This window comes from Sphingobium sp. (assembly GCF_033795625.1).
GTDB lineage: Bacteria > Pseudomonadota > Alphaproteobacteria > Sphingomonadales > Sphingomonadaceae > Sphingobium.
Genome location: NZ_JARYGI010000008.1, coordinates 106,145 through 122,834, shown reverse-complemented (window position 1 = coordinate 122,834; position 16,690 = coordinate 106,145). Strand labels below are relative to the sequence as shown.

Annotated in this window: 17 protein-coding genes; 5 read left to right on the top strand and 12 right to left on the bottom strand. The window is 62.6% G+C overall.

Going from position 1 to position 16,690, the window contains the following annotated elements; all coding sequences use genetic code 11:
* Positions 1 to 22 precede the first annotated feature (22 nt).
* From QHC67_RS06275 to QHC67_RS06265, 3 genes are read left to right on the top strand one after another with little or no spacing between them, the layout of a single operon-like run.
* A complete protein-coding gene (locus QHC67_RS06275; protein ID WP_319292484.1) occupies positions 23 to 595 on the top strand; it encodes a DUF1285 domain-containing protein in 573 nt (190 codons plus the stop codon).
* On the top strand, positions 592 to 1,203 hold the full coding sequence (locus QHC67_RS06270; protein WP_319292482.1) for a CoA pyrophosphatase: 612 nt from the start codon (positions 592 to 594) through the stop codon (positions 1,201 to 1,203). The genes QHC67_RS06275 and QHC67_RS06270 overlap by 4 nt, the downstream gene beginning before the upstream one ends.
* Positions 1,184 to 2,389 (top strand): CCA tRNA nucleotidyltransferase, encoded by a 1,206-nt coding sequence (locus tag QHC67_RS06265; RefSeq protein WP_319292480.1) that lies wholly within the window; start codon positions 1,184 to 1,186, stop codon positions 2,387 to 2,389. Before QHC67_RS06270 ends, QHC67_RS06265 begins: the two co-directional genes overlap by 20 nt.
* On the opposite strand, the gene QHC67_RS06260 is transcribed toward QHC67_RS06265, so the two are convergent.
* From QHC67_RS06260 to QHC67_RS06205, 12 genes are all read right to left on the bottom strand, one after another.
* Positions 2,353 to 4,107: a putative bifunctional diguanylate cyclase/phosphodiesterase gene (locus QHC67_RS06260; protein WP_413818498.1), complete on the bottom strand. Its 1,755-nt coding sequence runs from the start codon at positions 4,105 to 4,107 to the stop codon at positions 2,353 to 2,355. The genes QHC67_RS06265 and QHC67_RS06260 overlap by 37 nt on opposite strands.
* A 62-nt stretch (positions 4,108 to 4,169) precedes the next feature.
* A complete protein-coding gene (parC, locus tag QHC67_RS06255; protein ID WP_319292476.1) occupies positions 4,170 to 6,443 on the bottom strand; it encodes a DNA topoisomerase IV subunit A in 2,274 nt (757 codons plus the stop codon).
* Positions 6,444 to 6,520: 77 nt separating this feature from the next.
* Entirely contained in the window at positions 6,521 to 6,991 is a 471-nt protein-coding gene (locus QHC67_RS06250) for a GAF domain-containing protein (protein WP_319292474.1), read from the bottom strand.
* 129 nt (positions 6,992 to 7,120) lie between these two features.
* Positions 7,121 to 7,726, bottom strand: a complete 606-nt coding sequence (gene rplI / locus QHC67_RS06245) for a 50S ribosomal protein L9 (RefSeq protein WP_319292472.1) — start codon at positions 7,724 to 7,726, stop codon at positions 7,121 to 7,123.
* A 13-nt stretch (positions 7,727 to 7,739) separates the two neighbouring features.
* Entirely contained in the window at positions 7,740 to 7,964 is a 225-nt protein-coding gene (gene rpsR / locus QHC67_RS06240; protein ID WP_104953020.1) for a 30S ribosomal protein S18, read from the bottom strand.
* 14 nt (positions 7,965 to 7,978) lie between these two features.
* A complete protein-coding gene (gene rpsF, locus QHC67_RS06235) occupies positions 7,979 to 8,413 on the bottom strand; it encodes a 30S ribosomal protein S6 (protein ID WP_319292469.1) in 435 nt (144 codons plus the stop codon).
* A 221-nt stretch (positions 8,414 to 8,634) separates the two neighbouring features.
* The gene (locus QHC67_RS06230; protein ID WP_319292467.1) at positions 8,635 to 9,042 is read right to left on the bottom strand and encodes a hypothetical protein; all 408 of its coding nucleotides are present in this window, start codon (positions 9,040 to 9,042) and stop codon (positions 8,635 to 8,637) included.
* A 156-nt stretch (positions 9,043 to 9,198) separates the two neighbouring features.
* Positions 9,199 to 9,597: an RcnB family protein gene (locus QHC67_RS06225; RefSeq protein ID WP_319292465.1), complete on the bottom strand. Its 399-nt coding sequence runs from the start codon at positions 9,595 to 9,597 to the stop codon at positions 9,199 to 9,201.
* Between the two features lie 116 nt (positions 9,598 to 9,713).
* Entirely contained in the window at positions 9,714 to 10,922 is a 1,209-nt protein-coding gene (locus QHC67_RS06220) for an ABC transporter permease (protein ID WP_319292524.1), read from the bottom strand.
* Positions 10,922 to 11,623, bottom strand: coding sequence for an ABC transporter ATP-binding protein (locus QHC67_RS06215; RefSeq protein ID WP_319292463.1), 702 nt, complete (start codon positions 11,621 to 11,623; stop codon positions 10,922 to 10,924). Before QHC67_RS06215 ends, QHC67_RS06220 begins: the two co-directional genes overlap by 1 nt.
* Complete coding sequence (locus QHC67_RS06210; protein ID WP_319292461.1) at positions 11,613 to 13,277, bottom strand: efflux RND transporter periplasmic adaptor subunit; 1,665 nt, start codon at positions 13,275 to 13,277, stop codon at positions 11,613 to 11,615. The genes QHC67_RS06215 and QHC67_RS06210 overlap by 11 nt, the downstream gene beginning before the upstream one ends.
* Positions 13,274 to 14,722 (bottom strand): efflux transporter outer membrane subunit, encoded by a 1,449-nt coding sequence (locus tag QHC67_RS06205; protein ID WP_319292459.1) that lies wholly within the window; start codon positions 14,720 to 14,722, stop codon positions 13,274 to 13,276. Before QHC67_RS06205 ends, QHC67_RS06210 begins: the two co-directional genes overlap by 4 nt.
* Before the next feature lie 177 nt (positions 14,723 to 14,899).
* Between QHC67_RS06205 and fabD the strand changes: the two genes are divergently transcribed.
* Positions 14,900 to 15,835, top strand: coding sequence for an ACP S-malonyltransferase (fabD, locus tag QHC67_RS06200; protein WP_319292457.1), 936 nt, complete (start codon positions 14,900 to 14,902; stop codon positions 15,833 to 15,835).
* A 20-nt stretch (positions 15,836 to 15,855) separates the two neighbouring features.
* Entirely contained in the window at positions 15,856 to 16,596 is a 741-nt protein-coding gene (gene fabG, locus QHC67_RS06195) for a 3-oxoacyl-[acyl-carrier-protein] reductase (protein WP_319292455.1), read from the top strand.
* The last annotated feature ends 94 nt before the right edge of the window (positions 16,597 to 16,690 follow it).

Here is a 16,690-nt window from a genome sequence, read left to right as displayed (position 1 = left end):
CGGGCGGCCTTATCTTCGCCCCATGCCCATGCCGCCCCTCCCCGACCTCGCCACGCTGTCGCTTTCCGAGATAGCCCAACTGATGGCCGAGAAGCGGCTTCCGCCGGTCGCGCAGTGGAACCCGGAGCATTGCGGCGACAGCGAGATGCGCATCGCACGCGATGGAACGTGGTTCCATCAAGGCTCCCCCATCGGCAGGGAGGCGATGGTCAGATTGTTCTCGACGATCCTGCGGCGCGAGGCCGATGGCTCCTACCTCCTGGTCACTCCTGTCGAAAAACTGTCCATAGAAGTCGAGGACGCTCCCTTCACAGCGGTTGAAGTGAAGGCGGAAGGGTCGGGCGATACGCGCTCCCTCGCCTTTCGCCTCAATACGGGAGAGATTGTAGTTGCCGACGCCGAGCACCCGATCGAGATCAGGCAGACCGATGAAGGTCCGCGTCCCTATCTGGGCGTTCGCGGTGGCATGGATGCGCTGATCGTTCGCGCCGTATATTACGAACTCGTGAGCCTCGCGCTGGAAGAGAATGCGCGGGAAGGCGCGGTCGGCCTGTGGAGTAACGGGAGCTATTTCTCATTGGGAACTCCTGAATGACGCTGGCCGATCGGCTGAAGGCGGCACTGAGGGAAGGACACAGCCGAACCGACCCCGACGCCCGGATCGCCACCCGTGATCCCAGAGCGGTTCGCGATCTCGTGCTCGCTCCAGCCGCCGTCCTGGTCGCTATCACGGACCGGCCCGAACCGGGCCTCATCCTTACCCAGCGATCGGCACATCTACGCAAACATGCAGGGCAAGTCGCTTTTCCTGGCGGCAAGGTGGACGAAGGCGATGCCGATGAAGTTGCCGCGGCGCTCCGTGAAGCCGAGGAGGAGATCGGGCTTCCTCCCCACCGCGTCCAGGTGATCGGCACGAGCGACCGATACAGCACCTTCACTGGCTTCAACATCATTCCGGTACTCGGCGTAATCCCACCTGATCTTCCGCTTCAGGCGCAGGTGGATGAAGTGGAGGACTGGTTCGAGGTTCCGCTCGCATTCGTGCTCGATCCTGCCAATAGAATCCGCAAGGAAGTGGAGTGGGAGGGACACCTCCGCCATTATTACGAAATTGCATGGAACGGGCGGAATATCTGGGGCATTACGGCTGCGATCTTGGCCAATCTTTCGTGGAGGCTTGGCTATGACCGGGAGTCTGCCTGACGCGGAATGGCGGCATCGGCCGCGCCTCCCCGACCTGTTGGAAGCCCTGGGCGAAGGCAATGCGCGGTTCGTCGGCGGTGCTGTTCGCGACACCTTGCTCGGACATCCCGTTGCCGATGTCGATATTGCGACGGTGCATCAACCGAACGAAGTTCTGCGCCGATTGCAAGCGACGAGCATCAAGGCGGTACCGACCGGGATCGATCACGGCACCGTGACGGCGATACTGGAAGGCTGGCCAGTCGAGATCACGACATTGCGGCAGGACGTCAGCACGGATGGCCGCCATGCGACTGTCGCCTATACCAGCGACTGGCAAAAGGACGCGGCGCGGCGCGATTTTACGATCAATGCCCTGTTTGCAGACCCCGCCTCAGGAGAGATCACCGATTATTTCGGGGGACTGGAAGATCTTCGTGCTGGCGTAGTCCGCTTCATCGGTGACGCGCGCGCCAGGATCGCGGAAGACCATTTGAGAATCCTGCGCTACTTCCGTTTTTTTGCGCGCTTCGGAAAAGGCGAACCGGATAGCGAAGCCTATGAGGCATGCGTCGCCAACGCAAACAGCCTGATGGCGTTGTCCCGCGAACGCATCGCGGACGAATTGCTGAAGCTCCTCGCGCTGGACGATCCGACCACCACCATCCGTTTGATGGTAGAAGGCGGTATCTTGCTGCCGGTTCTGCCGGAGATCGATGGTAACGGCGTCAGTCGATTGGCCAGCCTCATTGCGCGTGAGAAGCAAGCGCATTTCGCGCCCGCCGCGCTGCGACGGCTGTGCGCGTTATTGCCGCCAGATCCAACGGTGGGCGACGACGTGGCGGCCCGGCTGAAATTGTCCAACAAGGCACGGAAACGTATTGCTGCGACACTTTCCCTCCCGCCTCCTTACGAACGGCCGGAACAATTGGCCTATTGGATAGGGATGGACAGTGCGATCGACATCTTGCTGCTTGATGAGCGGATGTCTTCTGCCGCGCTGGTCGAGCTGAAGCATTCTTCCGTTCCGCCCTTTCCTTTGACGGGTGGCGCGCTCATCGCGCAGGGCTTGCCGCCAGGTCCGGACGTGTCACGCGCCTTGAAAAACGTTGAAGCCGCCTGGGTAGCCGCGGGCTTTCCGGAAGGTGAAGAGCTGGAAGCCCTGACCAGTCAGATCGTCTGGAAGTTCCAGCGTCTCCGCCAATAAGCGAACGCTTCTGCTTCGGGCAGCGCCCGGGCGAAATGATAGCCCTGCCCCTGCCAGCAGCCCAGCTTCTGCAGCAATCCCGCCAGCTCCGGCGTTTCGATCCCCTCGGCGGTCACGCGCAAGTTCAACGATTCGGCTAGCGACAGGATGGTGCGGACAATGGCGTTGTTGTCCCGATCCGATATCATTCCGGCCACGAAGGAGCGGTCGATCTTCAGGAGGTCGATTGGCAAACTCTGAAGACTCGCAAGGTTGGAATAGCCGGTCCCGAAGTCGTCCATGGCTATCGCCGCGTCCAGACTTTTCAGGGCAGCAAGGACCTGTCGCGCCTTGTCGGGATCTGCGATGATGGCGCTTTCCGTCAGTTCGATGGTCAGTCTGCTCCCGGCCACCCCGGAGTAGCGCAAGGCTTCCTCAACGATGGTCGGCACGTCATCGCGACTCATCTGGGTAGGAGAGAGATTGACGTTCACGCCAATCGGAAGCACTTCGCCCTGCAGACGGTCCCATTTTGCCAGCGTCTGGGTGGCTTCATACATGGCCCAGCGGCCCAACGGCACGATGAGACCCGATTCCTCAGCAACTGGAATGAATTCCGTCGGCGAGACTTCGCCCAGTTCGGGATCGTTCCACCGTGCGAGAGCCTCGAAGCCCGTGACTTCGCCGGTCTGAAGGTGGATCAGCGGCTGAAAGGCAAGATCGAGAGCCCCATTCGCCAGCGCCTCACGCAGCCGGCTTTCCAAAGTGAAGCGGCGGTGGGCTTCCTTCAGAACGCCTGCCCGATAGATTTCGAGCTTGCCGCTGCGCTTGGCGATCTTCACGGCTGCTTGCGCCTGCCGTACGATATCCTCGGCATCGTCGCTCAAATTTTGCGAGAGTGCGCATCCTATCGCACAATCGACGCTGATCTGCAGGTTGGTGAGCCGCACTGGAGATGCCAGCGCGTCGTTCACTCGATGGACAATATGAAGGGCATCTGACAGACCATTGTTCAGTCGGGCGAATACGGCAAACTCGTTGCCGCCGATTCTTGCCAGAACGTCGCCCTGGCGCAGGCCCGACTTCAGGCGTTTTGCCACTGTGATGATCAATTCGTCACCGGCCAAGGAGCCCAGCGATTCATTGACACGACTGAATCGGGTAAGGTCGATGGCAATCACCGCGTAACTGCCCGTATCGGTTTTCGCGGTGTTGGCGAGACGGTGGTCAATCTCCTCGCCAAAGCCAGTTCGATTAGGCAGCGCGGTCAGGCTATCGGACAAGAGTTCACGGCGCAGGTTCTTTTCCATCGCGCGTTCGCTGGTGCGGTCGATGGCGGTGAACAACAGCGGAGTAGTTTTCTGCCCTTGATTCGCCAGGCAGCCGATGGTGCAGGCCAGGAATTCCGGTCCTAAAGGCCCCTCCCGCCGTATCTCGAAGCTGTCCGAGGTACGGTTTGTCTTACAGAAAGCAACGATGCGGGAAGCCCATTCGGTCTCTCCGGCGCTTGCACATCCAAAGCTTCGCACACCATGTGGGAAGCTGTGATTGAAGGCCGTATTTGCCTGCTTTATGACGATCTCGCCTTCGCTGACATCGAGGATCGCAGCGGCTTGCGGCAAGGCATGAACCCAGCCGGCACCGGGGCTGATGGAAGATACAGCTCCCCTGTCAATCGAAGACAGGGCAAAGCTGTCCAGATCGCCGGCAACCAAAAAGTGCGCGGGTAATGCATCCATGCAGCTAAGATACGGACGCAAGGTAAATAATTTAAATACATGCGCCCGTGTGTTGATCGAGATCAGCCGAAACGGTTGTCCCGCGGGAAGCCAGTGGGGGGCATACGCCCGGCCGCGCCACGAGTGACACGCCATGGGGTCATGTCGCCTTCGGTGCGAACGCGTCCGGTTTCGCCACCCATCGTCCAGCTGAGGCCCTCGCTCAGCACGAAGCTTATGACATCGGATAGTCCGCCGTCACGATAGCGTTGCATCTGCACGCCCTGCCCGCGCGCCATCTCGGGCAATTCGGATAGCGGGAACACCAGCAATTTGCGATTATCGCCGATTACCGCCACGCTGTCTGCTCCCGCCGCTATCGGGCGGACGATAGCGAGGCGCGCGCCGGTACGGACATTCACCACCTGCTTCCCCTTTCGGGTTTCGGCAATGATTTCTCCCGTCGGGACAATGAAGCCTCGCCCATCGGATGCGGCGACGAGCAGACGCGCCTCTCGCTTCGCCGCCATCATCACGATAATCTCAGTCGCGTTGTCGAGGTCTATCATCGAGCGGATCGGCTCACCAAAACCGCGCCCCCCCGGCAACCTGTCGGCGCCCAGCGTATAGAAACGGCCGTTTGCGCAGCCGATCAACAGCTTGTCGGTCGTCTGCATCTGGACCGGAACGCCCCAGGGACCATCGCCCTCCTTGTACTTCACGCCTGCAAGGGTTGCTTCATCGACATGGCCCTTCATCGCCCGTATCCATCCGCGCTGGGACAGGATGACGGTGATCGGCTCGCGCTCGATCATGGCCTCCAGCGGAATTTCGCGCGCTGGCCCGGCTTCCTCGATCAGGGTGCGGCGCTTGCCCAAGAGGGTGTCCGGGCCATAGCGCTTGCGGAGCGCCGTGAGGTCGCGCTTCAACTGTGTGCGTTGGCGAGCGGGGCTCTCGACAAGCTTTTCGAGCTCTTCCCGTTCCTTCACGAGTTCGGCATGTTCGCGCCGCAATTCCATCTCTTCCAGCTTGCGCAGGGAGCGAAGACGCATGTTGAGAATGGCTTCGGCCTGGCGGTCGTTCAGCGAGAACTCCGCCATCATCACGTCTTTCGGCTCATCTTCGGTGCGGATGATGGCGATCACCCGGTCGAGATTGAGATAGGCAATGATGTAGCCGTCGAGCAGTTCAAGCCGGGCCGCGATCTTCTCCAGCCTATGCTGGGCGCGACGGATCAGGACTTCTATCTGATGCTTCAGCCACTCGACCAGCACTTCGAGCAGGCCCATGACTCGCGGCGTATGGCTGGCGTCCAGCACATTGAGATTGAGGCTGAAACGGCTCTCCAGATCGGTGAGGCGGAACAGGCTGTCCATCAATATATCAGCGTCGACCGAGCGGCTCCGCGGTTCGATGACAATGCGGATTTCAGCGTCGGATTCGTCGCGAATGTCCGCCAGGATCGGAAGCTTCTTGTCGTTGATAAGCGCCGCGATCTGTTCGATCAGCTTGGACTTCTGGACCTGGAACGGGATTTCCGTGACGATCGCGACCCAGGTGCCCCGGCCGCCCTCTTCCTTGTGCCAGCGTGCGCGGACACGGAAGGAGCCGCGCCCGGAGATGTAGGATTCAGCGATGCTCCGGGCGCTGTCCACAAGCACGCCGCCCGTCGGGAAATCGGGGCCGGTGACATGCTCCATCAATGCGGAAGGTTCGGCGTCAGGCTGATCGATCAGCAGCAGCGCCGCGCCGATCAGCTCCGCGACATTGTGCGGCGGGATGCTGGTGGCCATGCCCACCGCGATGCCCGACGCGCCATTCGCCAGCAGGTTCGGGAAGAGACCGGGAAAAACCTCCGGCTCCTCATCCTCGCCATTGTAGGTCGGGCGGTAGTCGACCGTGCCTTCGTCCAGCCCCGCCATCAGATCCGAGGCCGCCTGCGTCAGCCGCGCCTCGGTATAACGCATGGCTGCGGCGTTATCCCCGTCGATATTGCCGAAATTGCCCTGCCCATCGACCAGCGGGGTGCGCAGCGAGAAGTCCTGCGCCAGACGCACCATCGCGTCGTAAACCGAGACATCGCCATGCGGGTGATATTTGCCGATGACGTCGCCGACAACGCGCGCGCATTTCTTGTAGGAGGTGGTGTTGCGCACCGGGTCCGGATTGCTCGGTTCCAGCTTCAGCAGCCGCATGGCCCAGAGGAGCCGGCGATGAACGGGCTTCAATCCGTCGCGAAGGTCCGGCAAGGAGCGCGCCGTGATCGTGGACAGGGCGTAAACAAGGTAGCGCTCCGACAGCGCGGTATCGAACGGATGATCCTTGATGCTGTCGAACGGGTCGCGGAAATCACTCATTGCGTGGGCGATAGCAGGACAAGGGGCTATGTGCGAGAGCAGGATCGCCTGAAGTGGCAATCCGATTTGGCATTATTTCAGCCGAGCCGCGTCGCCAGTATCGCCTGGACGCGTCGCGCGCACCTTTCAAGGGCAGCGAGCGTCGCGGCTCCCGTAATGGTGCGCGATCTTGGATCGATCGCGCATAGCGTGCCGAAGAAGCTTCCGTCAGGCCCGAGAATGGGAAGCGAAGCATAGCTTTTGAAACCGTAGAGCATCGGCGTGTGGTGCGTCTGCCACTCGATATCCTCGTCGACATGATCGATGACGACCCGCTGCCCCTGCTGCCTGATTTCGTTGCAGATCGTCGTCTTGATATCCAGTTCATCGCCGGGATTGAGGCCGAAGTCGATCTTGTCGACGACCTGACAGGCGATCCAGCGTTCTTCGGTTACGCGGGCGACGGCAGCGAAACCCATTTCCGTGATCTGGCACACCTCTTCGAGGATTTCCCGGATCGCCGCGTCATTGCTAAGAGAAAGCGCTTCGTCTTTGACGGTATCAGCCATGGACTCCCCCTCTTCCATCCCCAGCTATGCCGCACTTACATCGCCTCATAACATAACCCTCAAGCGTCCAATCAGCAAAAAAGCCGCCCGATCTGCACCGGGCGGCTTTTTGTACTGGGTCGAGAAAGCTCAGGCGTCCTGATCGGCGCCCTCGGCTTCGTCCGTGGGTTCCGAAGCGATTTCGCCCGGTTCCGCATTCGGATCGTAATCCTCGGTAAAGCCTGCTTCGTCCTTTTCGAACATGCTGGCCATGACGTCGACGCCTTCCTTCTGAAGCTCGGCTTCTTCGGGCGAACGTGCGACGTTCACCTGAATGTTGACCGTGACTTCGGGGTGCAGCGCAACCTTGACGTCGAACACGCCAAGCGTCTTGATCGGGCGTTCCAGCACGATCATCGACTTGGTCACGTTCGTTACGCCATCAGCCTGCAGGGCTTCGATGATGTCGCGGACCGAAACCGAACCGTACAGCGCGCCCGCGTTAGACGACTGGCGGATCAGCACGACCTGCTTGCCGTCGATGTCGCCCGAAGATGCCTTGGCTTCCTCGCGACGCGAAGCGTTTTCGGCTTCGATCTTCGCGCGGTTGGCCTCGAACACCTTCTTGTTGGCGTTGTTGGAGCGCAGCGCCTTCTTGTTCGGCAGCAGGAAGTTACGGGCATAGCCGTCCTTCACGGTGACGATGTCACCGATGGCGCCGAGCTTCTCGATCCGTTCGAGTAGAATGATTTCCATGAGATCTATTCCCTCACTTCACGATGTAGGGCAGCAGGCCCAGATGACGGGCGCGCTTGATGGCAGTCGCCAGCTCGCGCTGCTTCTTGGCCGAAACGGCCGTGATGCGGCTAGGGACGATCTTGCCACGTTCGGACACGAAGCCCTGGAGCAGACGAACGTCCTTATAATCGATCTTCGGCGCATCCTTCGCGGCGAAGGGGCAGCTCTTGCGGCGGCGGAAAAATGGGCGTGCCATGATCTAGTGTCTCCTTATTCGCCAGCTTCGTCGCGGTCGCGACGGGGACGATCTTCACGATCGCCACGGGGAGCGCCGCGATCGCGGTCGCCACGTTCACCACGGCCACCGCCGCGTGCGTCGCGTTCCTGCTTGCGCATCATCACCGAAGGACCGGCTTCCAGCTCATCGACCTTTATGGTCATGTAGCGGATCACGTCTTCGTTGATCTGCGTCTGGCGCTCCAGCTCGGCCACGACACCGGCAGGGGCATCGATGTTGAGCATGACGTAGTGCGCCTTGCGATTCTTGGCGATCTTGTAGGCCATGCTGCGCAGGCCCCAATTTTCGGTCTTAACGACCTTGCCCTTATTGTCTTCGACAATCTTGGTGGCGATTTCCGCCAGTGCGTCTACCTGCGCCTGTGCCAGATCCTGGCGCGCAAGAAACACGTGCTCGTACAGAGCCATGGGTCTTCCTTCATATTGGCCGATCGCTGACGCCGCCCCATGCGAACGCCCCTCCGGCTGTCGTCTTCAGTATTGATCCAGTCGCAGCGGAGTCGCCCCGCCGCCTTTGGAAGCGCGCGCTATGATCGAAGCACCGCCAAAAAGCAAGCATTGATGGCGCTCAAGCGAAAAGGCGCAGCCTTGCGGTTGCGCCTCCTCTTTTATTCCGAAGTGGAAGTTCGTTAGCGGCAGCGCCGGACACGCGTCCATTCGCCACGGTAATCGTCGTAGAAGCGTTCGCTGTAGCACCGGCGATAACCGTCGTAACCGCGGCGATGCGGGCGGTAGTTGTCCCGATAATAGCCGCGGTTGTAGTAGCTATCCCGGTAGTAGTTGCCGCGATACCCGTCGTAGCCGCGATAGCCATCATAACCCCGATAGCCGCGATACCCGCGGTCATAATAGCGGTCGCGCGAACTCGACGCGATGGCCGCGCCCAATGCGAGGCCGACGACTCCACCGGCAATTACAGCGCCGGTGTTATCGTGATGCCGATAGCCGCGGTAACGTTGTGCCTGGGCGGGTGCGGCGGTGATAGCCAGCGTCGCACACGTGGCAATGGCGAGTACGCCCTTCTTCCATCTGTTCATGGTCCTGCTCCTCATTAGCTCAGCCATTGAGCGGACAGGCCGACCTCAAGGGCAATGAAGTTACTTAACCATTATGTCGTTGAACGGATGCTGAAGGGCGCTGTTAAGAAGCGTTAATCTGCCCTCTCGTCAGGGTGGAAGAGAGGGCAGAAGGTCTTAGCGGATCGCGTTGCCGATCACGGCGCCGATGATGCCGCTGGTGATGGCGATCATCACCGCATCATTGCCCGAGCGGACCCACTGATAGCCGCGCGGCGGCGTGTTCAGGCGATAGCTGCGATAGTCGCCGATCACGCGGTAGTTATTGGCCTGGCGACGATCGAAACGCTGGCCCTTCGCCCAGCGGCGGTCGTTGTAGCCCGCGTTATAGCCGTAGTTGCGGTTGTCGTTTTGGCGGATGACCTGCCTCTGCCTGATAACCGTGCGACCATTGGCCTTGTGCTTGACCGTGGTCTGCTCGAAGCGGTCGCGATGCGGCGCGGCCTGTGCCTGAGCGGTGACGAGCGGGCTGGCGATCATCGTAGTTGCGGCCAGTGCCATCAGAAACTTCTTCATTGTCCGGTTCCTTTTCGTGTCCGGCGCCAATCGCGGCGTCTGACTATGAAATAGGAACCGGCTGTATCGGAGATGTGTCAGACGGGCGGGATAAGTGTCTGAAAATGTATCAGCCGCTATTCGTGCCGCAGCGCATCTATCGGGTTCAGGGATGCGGCACGCCTCGCCGGGAAGTAGCCGAACACGACTCCGATCGCCGCCGAGAACAGGAAAGCGAGCAGGTTGATCTTCACGTCGAAGATGAAGGGCACCTGCATCAGCGGCGCTATGGCGATCGACGCTACCAGCGCGAGGCCAAGGCCGATCAACCCGCCAAGGCAGGACAGCACGATGGCTTCCACCAGGAATTGCAGCAGCACCTCGCGCGCGACGGCCCCGATGGCAAGGCGGATGCCGATTTCCCGCGTGCGCTCCGTCACGGAGACCAGCATGATGTTCATGATGCCGATGCCGCCCACCAGCAGCGAGATCGCGGCGACCGCAGCAACGATCTGCGTCAGGATGGTGGTGGTGCCCGTCAGCGTGTCGGATATCTGCTTGGTGTCGAAGACGTTGAAATTGTCCGCTGCGCCCGGCTTGACCTTGCGCCGCTCGCGCATGAGCTGTTCCAGGCTGTCCTGCACGGTGGCGCTGTCATAGGCGTCGTCCACCGCAACCATTATGAGGCTAACTTCCCTGTTGCCGGTGAAGCGGCGCTGCACGAACTTGATTGGCATGACGACGACATCGTCCTGATCGTTGCCGAAGCCACCCTGCCCGCGTGTCGAAAGCAGGCCGATTATCTGGCAACTCACGCCCTTGATGCGGAAGCGCTTGCCGATCGGGTCTGCCTGCCGGAACAGGTTGGTGCGCAAGGTCGAGCCGATGATGCAGACGGGCTTTCCGGCCTCCTCCTCCTCCGGCATGAACAACCGGCCGCTCTCCAGCTTCCACTGCTGCGCCTCGAAATAGGCGGCGGTGGTGCCATTGACCGTGGTGTTCCAGTTCGACCCTTCGTAGATGGCGATGCCGCTGGTCGATGCCTGCGGAGCGACGGCGCGAACGCCGGTAAGCTGGTTGGCGATGGCGGTCACATCGTCCGGGTCGAAGTCGGGCGGACGGGGACCGCCGCCGCCGCGCCCGAACCCCTGTCCGGGACGTAGCTGGAGGATGTTCGCGCCAAGACTGCTGATCTGTTGCCGTACCGCCGCGGTCGCGCCATTGCCGAGCGTCGTCATCGTCACGACCGCTCCGACGCCGATGATGATGCCGAGCGTCGTCAGGAAGGAGCGCAGCTTGTGCCGCATGATTGCCCGGAAAGCGAGCGTGACTGTGGTGCCGACGATCATGCCGCCTTCCCCTTCTCGACGCGCTCCACCAATCCATCCTTGAAATGGACGATGGTGCGGGCGAATGCGGCCATGTCCGGCTCGTGCGTGACCATCAGGACGGTGATCCCGCTGTTGCGGTTGAGGTCCGTCAGCAGTTCCATGATTTCCACCGAGCGTTCCGAATCGAGGTTGCCCGTTGGCTCGTCCGCCAGCAGCACGTCCGGCGACGTGACGATGGCGCGGGCGATGGCGACGCGCTGCTGCTGGCCGCCGGACAATTCGGCGGGCGTGTGATCCCACCAGGGCTTGAGGCCCACCTTGTCTAGTGCGGCCATGCCGAGGTCGTAGCGCGTCTTCTTGTCCTCACCGCGGTAGAGCAGCGGCAGTTCGACATTTTCCAATGCCGTGGTGCGTGACAGCAGGTTGAACCCCTGAAACACGAAGCCGAGATAGCGGCGGCGCAACAGTGCGCGCTGGTCGCGGTCGAGTTGCTCAACATGATGGTTATGGAACAGAAATGTCCCCGCACTGGGCACATCCAGACATCCCAGAATGTTCATCGTCGTGGACTTGCCCGAACCCGATGGCCCCATCACCGCGACGAAATCGCCGCGCTCGATGTCGAGATCTATGCCCTTGAGCGCCTGGAACATGGTCGCGCCGCTGCCATAGGTCTTGGTGACGCCGAGCAGGCGGATGATTGGGTCACTCGCCATCGCTCTGTCCGGCTTCGCGCGCGGCGCGGCGCGCTTCGCGTCGGGCACGCATTTCCTCGCGCTGCTCGGGCGTCAGGCTTTCCATGAAGGCGCGGCGTTGTTCCGGCCTCATGTCCCGCATCCGCTGTCCTTCGGGACGCAAGCCAGGGGCAGCTGGCGCATCGCCCTCCGTGCGACGCTGAGGCGCAACCGGAGCCGCTGCGGCAGGCGCACTGCTGTTACCGGACGGCGAAGTGGATGCTGCCGGCGGTACGGCAGGCTGGCCGCCTTCGCGCTTGCGGCGCTGTCCGCTGCCATCGGCCATGTCGCGTTCGGGCGGCTGTTCCTGGCCGGCGGCGAGCTGGCCGGTGATGACGCGTGCGCCTTCCTTCAGGTCGCCGCTGCGGATGACGGTGCGCGTCCCGTCGCTTTCGCCGATCACCACGTTTATCGCCTGCGGCTTGCCGTCTTCGCCGACGACATAGGCGGTCTGGCTGCTCCCGACACCGAAGTTCACCTGCTGCGTCGCGCGATTGCCGCGACGGGGCCGGGCGACCAGCTGGCTGGTGATGCCGCCGCCGCTCTTGCCGCCCTGATCGGGCTTGAAGCGGAGCGCGGCGTTAGGGACAAGCAAGGCGTCCTGAAGCTGCTTGGTCACGATGTCGGCCGTGGCCGTCATGCCGGGGCGCAATGTCTCGTCATCGTTGTTGACGGACAGCACCGCAGTGTAGGCCACTACCGTGTTCGTGGCGGTCGTCGTCGTGGATGACGAGGACGACGTGCTGCTGGCATTGGAGCCGACATTCACGCGATTGACGCGGGCGGGGAAGCTGCGTCCAGGAAAAGCGTCGACGTTGAACGTGGCGGCCTGACCGTTGGCCACCTGCCCCACATCGGCTTCATCGACGGCAACTTCGACTTCCATTTGTTTGAGGTCTTCGGCGATCGTGAACAGGACGGGCGCGTTCAGCGATGCGGCGACAGTCTGTCCCGGCTCGATCGAGCGGGAGAGCACGACGCCGGTGACGGGCGAGACGATCTGCGCGATGTCGAGGTTCGTCTGGGCGCTGGACAATTGCGCGCGCGCTACCGACACTTGCGCCTGTGCCGAGCGGACCTGCGCCAATGCCTGCGAATAGTTGGCCCGGGCCGTGTCGAGTTCCGTCTTCGCGGGCACGCGGCCGCCTGAAAGCTGGAACACGTTCAACTGCCGGTCGAGCGTCGCCTTGGCCAGCGCAGCGGCGGCATTAGCCTGCGCCACGCCTGCGTCGGCGGCGGCGACCTGAGAGCGGTTCTGCGTCACGGCATCGTTCAGGCGGCGCGTATCGAGTTCTGCGAGACGCTGGCCCTTCGTCACGCGGTCGTTCACGTCCACGAAGACCTGCGTGATCTTGCCCGACTGTTCGGACCCGACATCGACCTGATTTATAGGCTTCAGGTTTCCCGTGGCGGAGACAGTGACGGTCAAGTCGCCTTTGCGCACCGCGCGCGTCGAGTAATTGGGCTGATCGGCATTCCCGTAGCAACGCGACAGCAGCAGGAGCAGCAGCAACAGCGCGGCGCCCAGGACACCCCACTTGATCCACTTCCGCCACGGCTTCTCCGGCTGAACGCCAAGGAAGTCGTCCAGATCGTCCGGCTTGGCTGTGGAGGGAGGAGTCACGTCTTGGGTCATTCGGGTCGTCCGTTCATGGTTTGCCATCCGCCGCCAAGGGCGCTGTAAAGCTGGGCCACGGCCTGCACCTGATCCGCGCGGGCGCTCGCCAGACCGTCGCGCGCGGAGAGCAGCGACTGTTCGGAGTTGAGCAGCGTCTGGAAATCGGTGAGGCCAGCCTGATACTGGCTGCGCGCGAGGATCGCGCTGTTGCTCGCGGCGTCGACGGCGATGGCAAGTTGCGTCACGCGCAGCCGGGCATTGCCATCGGCGACCAATGCGTTCTCCACATCTTCCAGCGCGATCAGCACCGTGGATTTGTAGGCGGAAAATGCACCCCGCGCGGCGGCTTCCTGTGCGCGGACGCGTGACGCCGTTGCGCCGCCGTCGAAGATCAATTGCGCGAGGCTGCCGAACAGGCTGCCGGTGATTACGTCGCCGAGGCGGCCCAGCGACAGCGCCGTCGTGCCCACATTGCCGGAGATGCTGAGTTGGGGATACAGCGCGGACTCTGCGACCCCGATCCGCGCGGTTGCGGCGGCAAGTGCCCGCTCTGCCTGCCGCACATCGGGCCGCTGGCGCAGCGTATCGGCGGGAATGCCCGTCGCTATGTCCGTAGGCGCAGTGGGTAGCGGTGCGACGGCCTCCAGCGCGCGTGTCGCCTCGCCCGGCGCCTGCCCCGTCAACACGGCAATGCGATTGAAGGCGTTAGCGAGGCTCGTCTCGATCTGCGGGATCGCGGCAGTCTGTTGCGCGAGTTGCGCACGCGCCTGTTCCTGGTCGAGGGAGGAGACAAGACCCGCTTCCACGCGCCAGCGGGCAATGTCGAAATTGTCCTGCGCAGTCGCGAGTTGCTCGCGGGCGATGCGCAACCGCTCCTGCGCCAGCCTGGCGGTGATGTAGTTGCTGACCGTCTCCGCGATGATCGCCGTGCGCACGTTGGCTAGGCTGTAGCCCGAAGCTTGCAAGTCCGCGCGGGTCGCCTCCACCGTGCGGCCGATGCGTCCGAACAGGTCGATCTCCCAGCTCGCGCGAAGGCTGCCGGAGAATTGATTGGAACTGCCCCCGCCCGACGATCCGCCGATGATGTTGCCATTGGCATCGACGATGGAGCCTGTCGTGCCCTCCCGGAAATTGCGTCCGCCGCTCCCCGATGCACTGACGGAAGGGAGGTAGCTTGCCCCGGCCTGGCGAAGCGCCTCGCGCGCCTGATCCAGCCGGGCGACGCCCTGCGCGATGTCGAGATTATTGGCCACCGCCTGCTCGATCAGGCCATCGAGCACCGGATCGTTGAAGCTGCGCCACCAGTCCGCCAGCGCCTCGTCGCTGAGCGGCGCACCCTGAGCCGCCGTATAGGCGGCAGGCACCCCCAGCGATGCCGATGCAGGCGCTTTATAATCGGGACCGGCGGCGCAGGCCGAAAGCGACAGCGCCGTGCCAGTCAGGATAACCAAAGTATAACGCACGGGTTTCCTTCGTGAAGGCCGGGAAAATGGCAACGCCGCCAGCCAATGCTTGCGCCGGGATGATTGCGTATCTAGTTCCTGCCGAATTCGGCACGGAGCCTCAATGGCTTTTGTGTCACAAAGTGTATCATGCGCGAAATGGCTCCGAGCAGCCGGGCGCAGTGTGTGGAGGATCGGGTGCGGGCATTTATCTTTCCGGGACAGGGCAGCCAGTCGGTCGGCATGGGCAAGGCTCTGTCCGACGCCAGCCCTGCGGCGCGCGAGTTGTTTCAGGAAGTGGACGATGCGCTGTCGCAGCGCCTGTTCCGCATCATGTGCGAGGGGCCGGAGAGCGACCTCACCCTGACCGAGAATGCACAACCCGCGATCATGGCGAATGCGCTCGCGACCCTTCGGGTGATGGAGAAGGAAGGCGGGCTGCGGCTGGCGGAGAAGGCAGATTTCGTCGCGGGCCACAGCCTTGGCGAATATACGGCCCTGTGTGCGGCGGGCGCGTTCGACGTGGCGACGACGGCGCGGCTGCTGAAGCTGCGCGGACAGGCGATGCAGGCGGCGGTGCCGGTGGGCGAAGGCGCTATGGCGGCTCTGCTGGGCGCGGATATCGAGAAGGCGCAGGCGCTGGCGGACGCCGCCGCGGAGGGTGAAGTCTGCACCGTCGCCAATGACAATGATCCTTCGCAGGTCGTGATCTCCGGCCATCGCGGCGCGATCGAGCGGGCGATAGCGCTGGTGAAGGAGCATGGCATCAAGCGCGGCGTGCTTCTGCCGGTGTCCGCGCCATTCCATTGCCCGCTGATGCAGCCCGCCGCAGATGCGATGGAAGCCGCGCTTGCGGACGCGGCGCTGCGGGCGCCGGTCGTGCCGGTATATGCCAATGTGCTGGCCGCGCCGATCGCAGCGCCCGACGACATTCGTGCGCGGTTGGTCGAACAGGTGACGGGCCGCGTTCGCTGGCGCGAATCCGTCAGCGCGATGTGGGACGCGGGCGTTACCGACTTCGTGGAATTGGGCGGCAAGGTGCTCGGGCCGATGGTCAAGCGCATAGCGCCCGACGCCACCGTCACCAGCATCGTGACTATGGACGACATCGAGAAGGCGCTGACGGCGCTCTGAAGTTCAAGGGAGTTTAGACTATGTTCGACCTCAGAGGCATGACGGCGCTCGTTACCGGCGCATCGGGTGGCATCGGCTCGGCTATCGCGAAGGCGCTGGTGGCTCAGGGTGCGCGCGTAGCATTCTCGGGCTCCAACGCGGCAAAGCTGACCGACTTTGCAGGACAGTTTGCGGGCGATCACGTCGCCCTGCCCTGCAACCTGTCGGATAGCGCCGCCGTCGATGCGCTGGTGCCGCAAGCCGTGGAAGCGTTGGGCGGAAAACTCGACATATTGGTGAACAATGCAGGCGTAACGCGCGACAACCTCGCCATGCGGATGAAGGATGAGGAGTGGGATCAGGTGATCCGCGTCAATCTGGAAGCGGCATTCCGACTCTGCCGCGCCGCTGCGAAGCCGATGATGAAGGCGCGTTTCGGCCGGATCGTCTCCATCACCTCGGTCGTAGGCGTGACGGGCAACCCGGGACAAGCGAACTATGCCGCGTCCAAGGCGGGCCTGATCGGCATGTCCAAGGCCTTGGGGCAGGAACTGGCAACGCGCGGCATCACCGTGAACTGCGTCGCGCCGGGCTTCATTCGCTCGGCCATGACGGATGCGCTGAATGACACGCAGAAGGATGCCATCACCGGCAAGATCCCGGCGGGGAAGCTGGGCGAAGGCGAGGACATCGGTGCGGCGGTCGTCTATCTCGCCAGCCGCGAAGCCGGTTATGTCACGGGGCAGACGCTGCATGTGAATGGCGGGATGGCTATGATCTGAAACCCCGAACGGATAATCCGGCCTTACGCAAAGCACGCGTGGCGGCGCATTCGTTGCCTCTTGCCTAGCGCTTCCCTTGCCACTAGGGCGGGCT

Excerpts from the sequence above, each read along its gene's own strand:
- QHC67_RS06250 (WP_319292474.1), bottom strand. The coding sequence starts at position 6,991 with ATGGCTGATACCGTCAAAGACGAAGCGCTTTCTCTTAGCAATGACGCG.
- QHC67_RS06215 (WP_319292463.1), bottom strand. The coding sequence starts at position 11,623 with ATGGCGAGTGACCCAATCATCCGCCTGCTCGGCGTCACCAAGACCTAT.
- fabG (WP_319292455.1), top strand. The coding sequence starts at position 15,856 with ATGTTCGACCTCAGAGGCATGACGGCGCTCGTTACCGGCGCATCGGGT.
- QHC67_RS06275 (WP_319292484.1), top strand. The coding sequence starts at position 23 with ATGCCCATGCCGCCCCTCCCCGACCTCGCCACGCTGTCGCTTTCCGAG.
- rpsR (WP_104953020.1), bottom strand. The coding sequence starts at position 7,964 with ATGGCACGCCCATTTTTCCGCCGCCGCAAGAGCTGCCCCTTCGCCGCG.
- QHC67_RS06230 (WP_319292467.1), bottom strand. The coding sequence starts at position 9,042 with ATGAACAGATGGAAGAAGGGCGTACTCGCCATTGCCACGTGTGCGACG.
- QHC67_RS06225 (WP_319292465.1), bottom strand. The coding sequence starts at position 9,597 with ATGAAGAAGTTTCTGATGGCACTGGCCGCAACTACGATGATCGCCAGC.
- rplI (WP_319292472.1), bottom strand. The coding sequence starts at position 7,726 with ATGGAAATCATTCTACTCGAACGGATCGAGAAGCTCGGCGCCATCGGT.
- QHC67_RS06210 (WP_319292461.1), bottom strand. The coding sequence starts at position 13,277 with ATGACCCAAGACGTGACTCCTCCCTCCACAGCCAAGCCGGACGATCTG.
- QHC67_RS06270 (WP_319292482.1), top strand. The coding sequence starts at position 592 with ATGACGCTGGCCGATCGGCTGAAGGCGGCACTGAGGGAAGGACACAGC.
- QHC67_RS06265 (WP_319292480.1), top strand. The coding sequence starts at position 1,184 with ATGACCGGGAGTCTGCCTGACGCGGAATGGCGGCATCGGCCGCGCCTC.
- QHC67_RS06260 (WP_413818498.1), bottom strand. The coding sequence starts at position 4,107 with ATGGATGCATTACCCGCGCACTTTTTGGTTGCCGGCGATCTGGACAGC.
- parC (WP_319292476.1), bottom strand. The coding sequence starts at position 6,443 with ATGAGTGATTTCCGCGACCCGTTCGACAGCATCAAGGATCATCCGTTC.
- rpsF (WP_319292469.1), bottom strand. The coding sequence starts at position 8,413 with ATGGCTCTGTACGAGCACGTGTTTCTTGCGCGCCAGGATCTGGCACAG.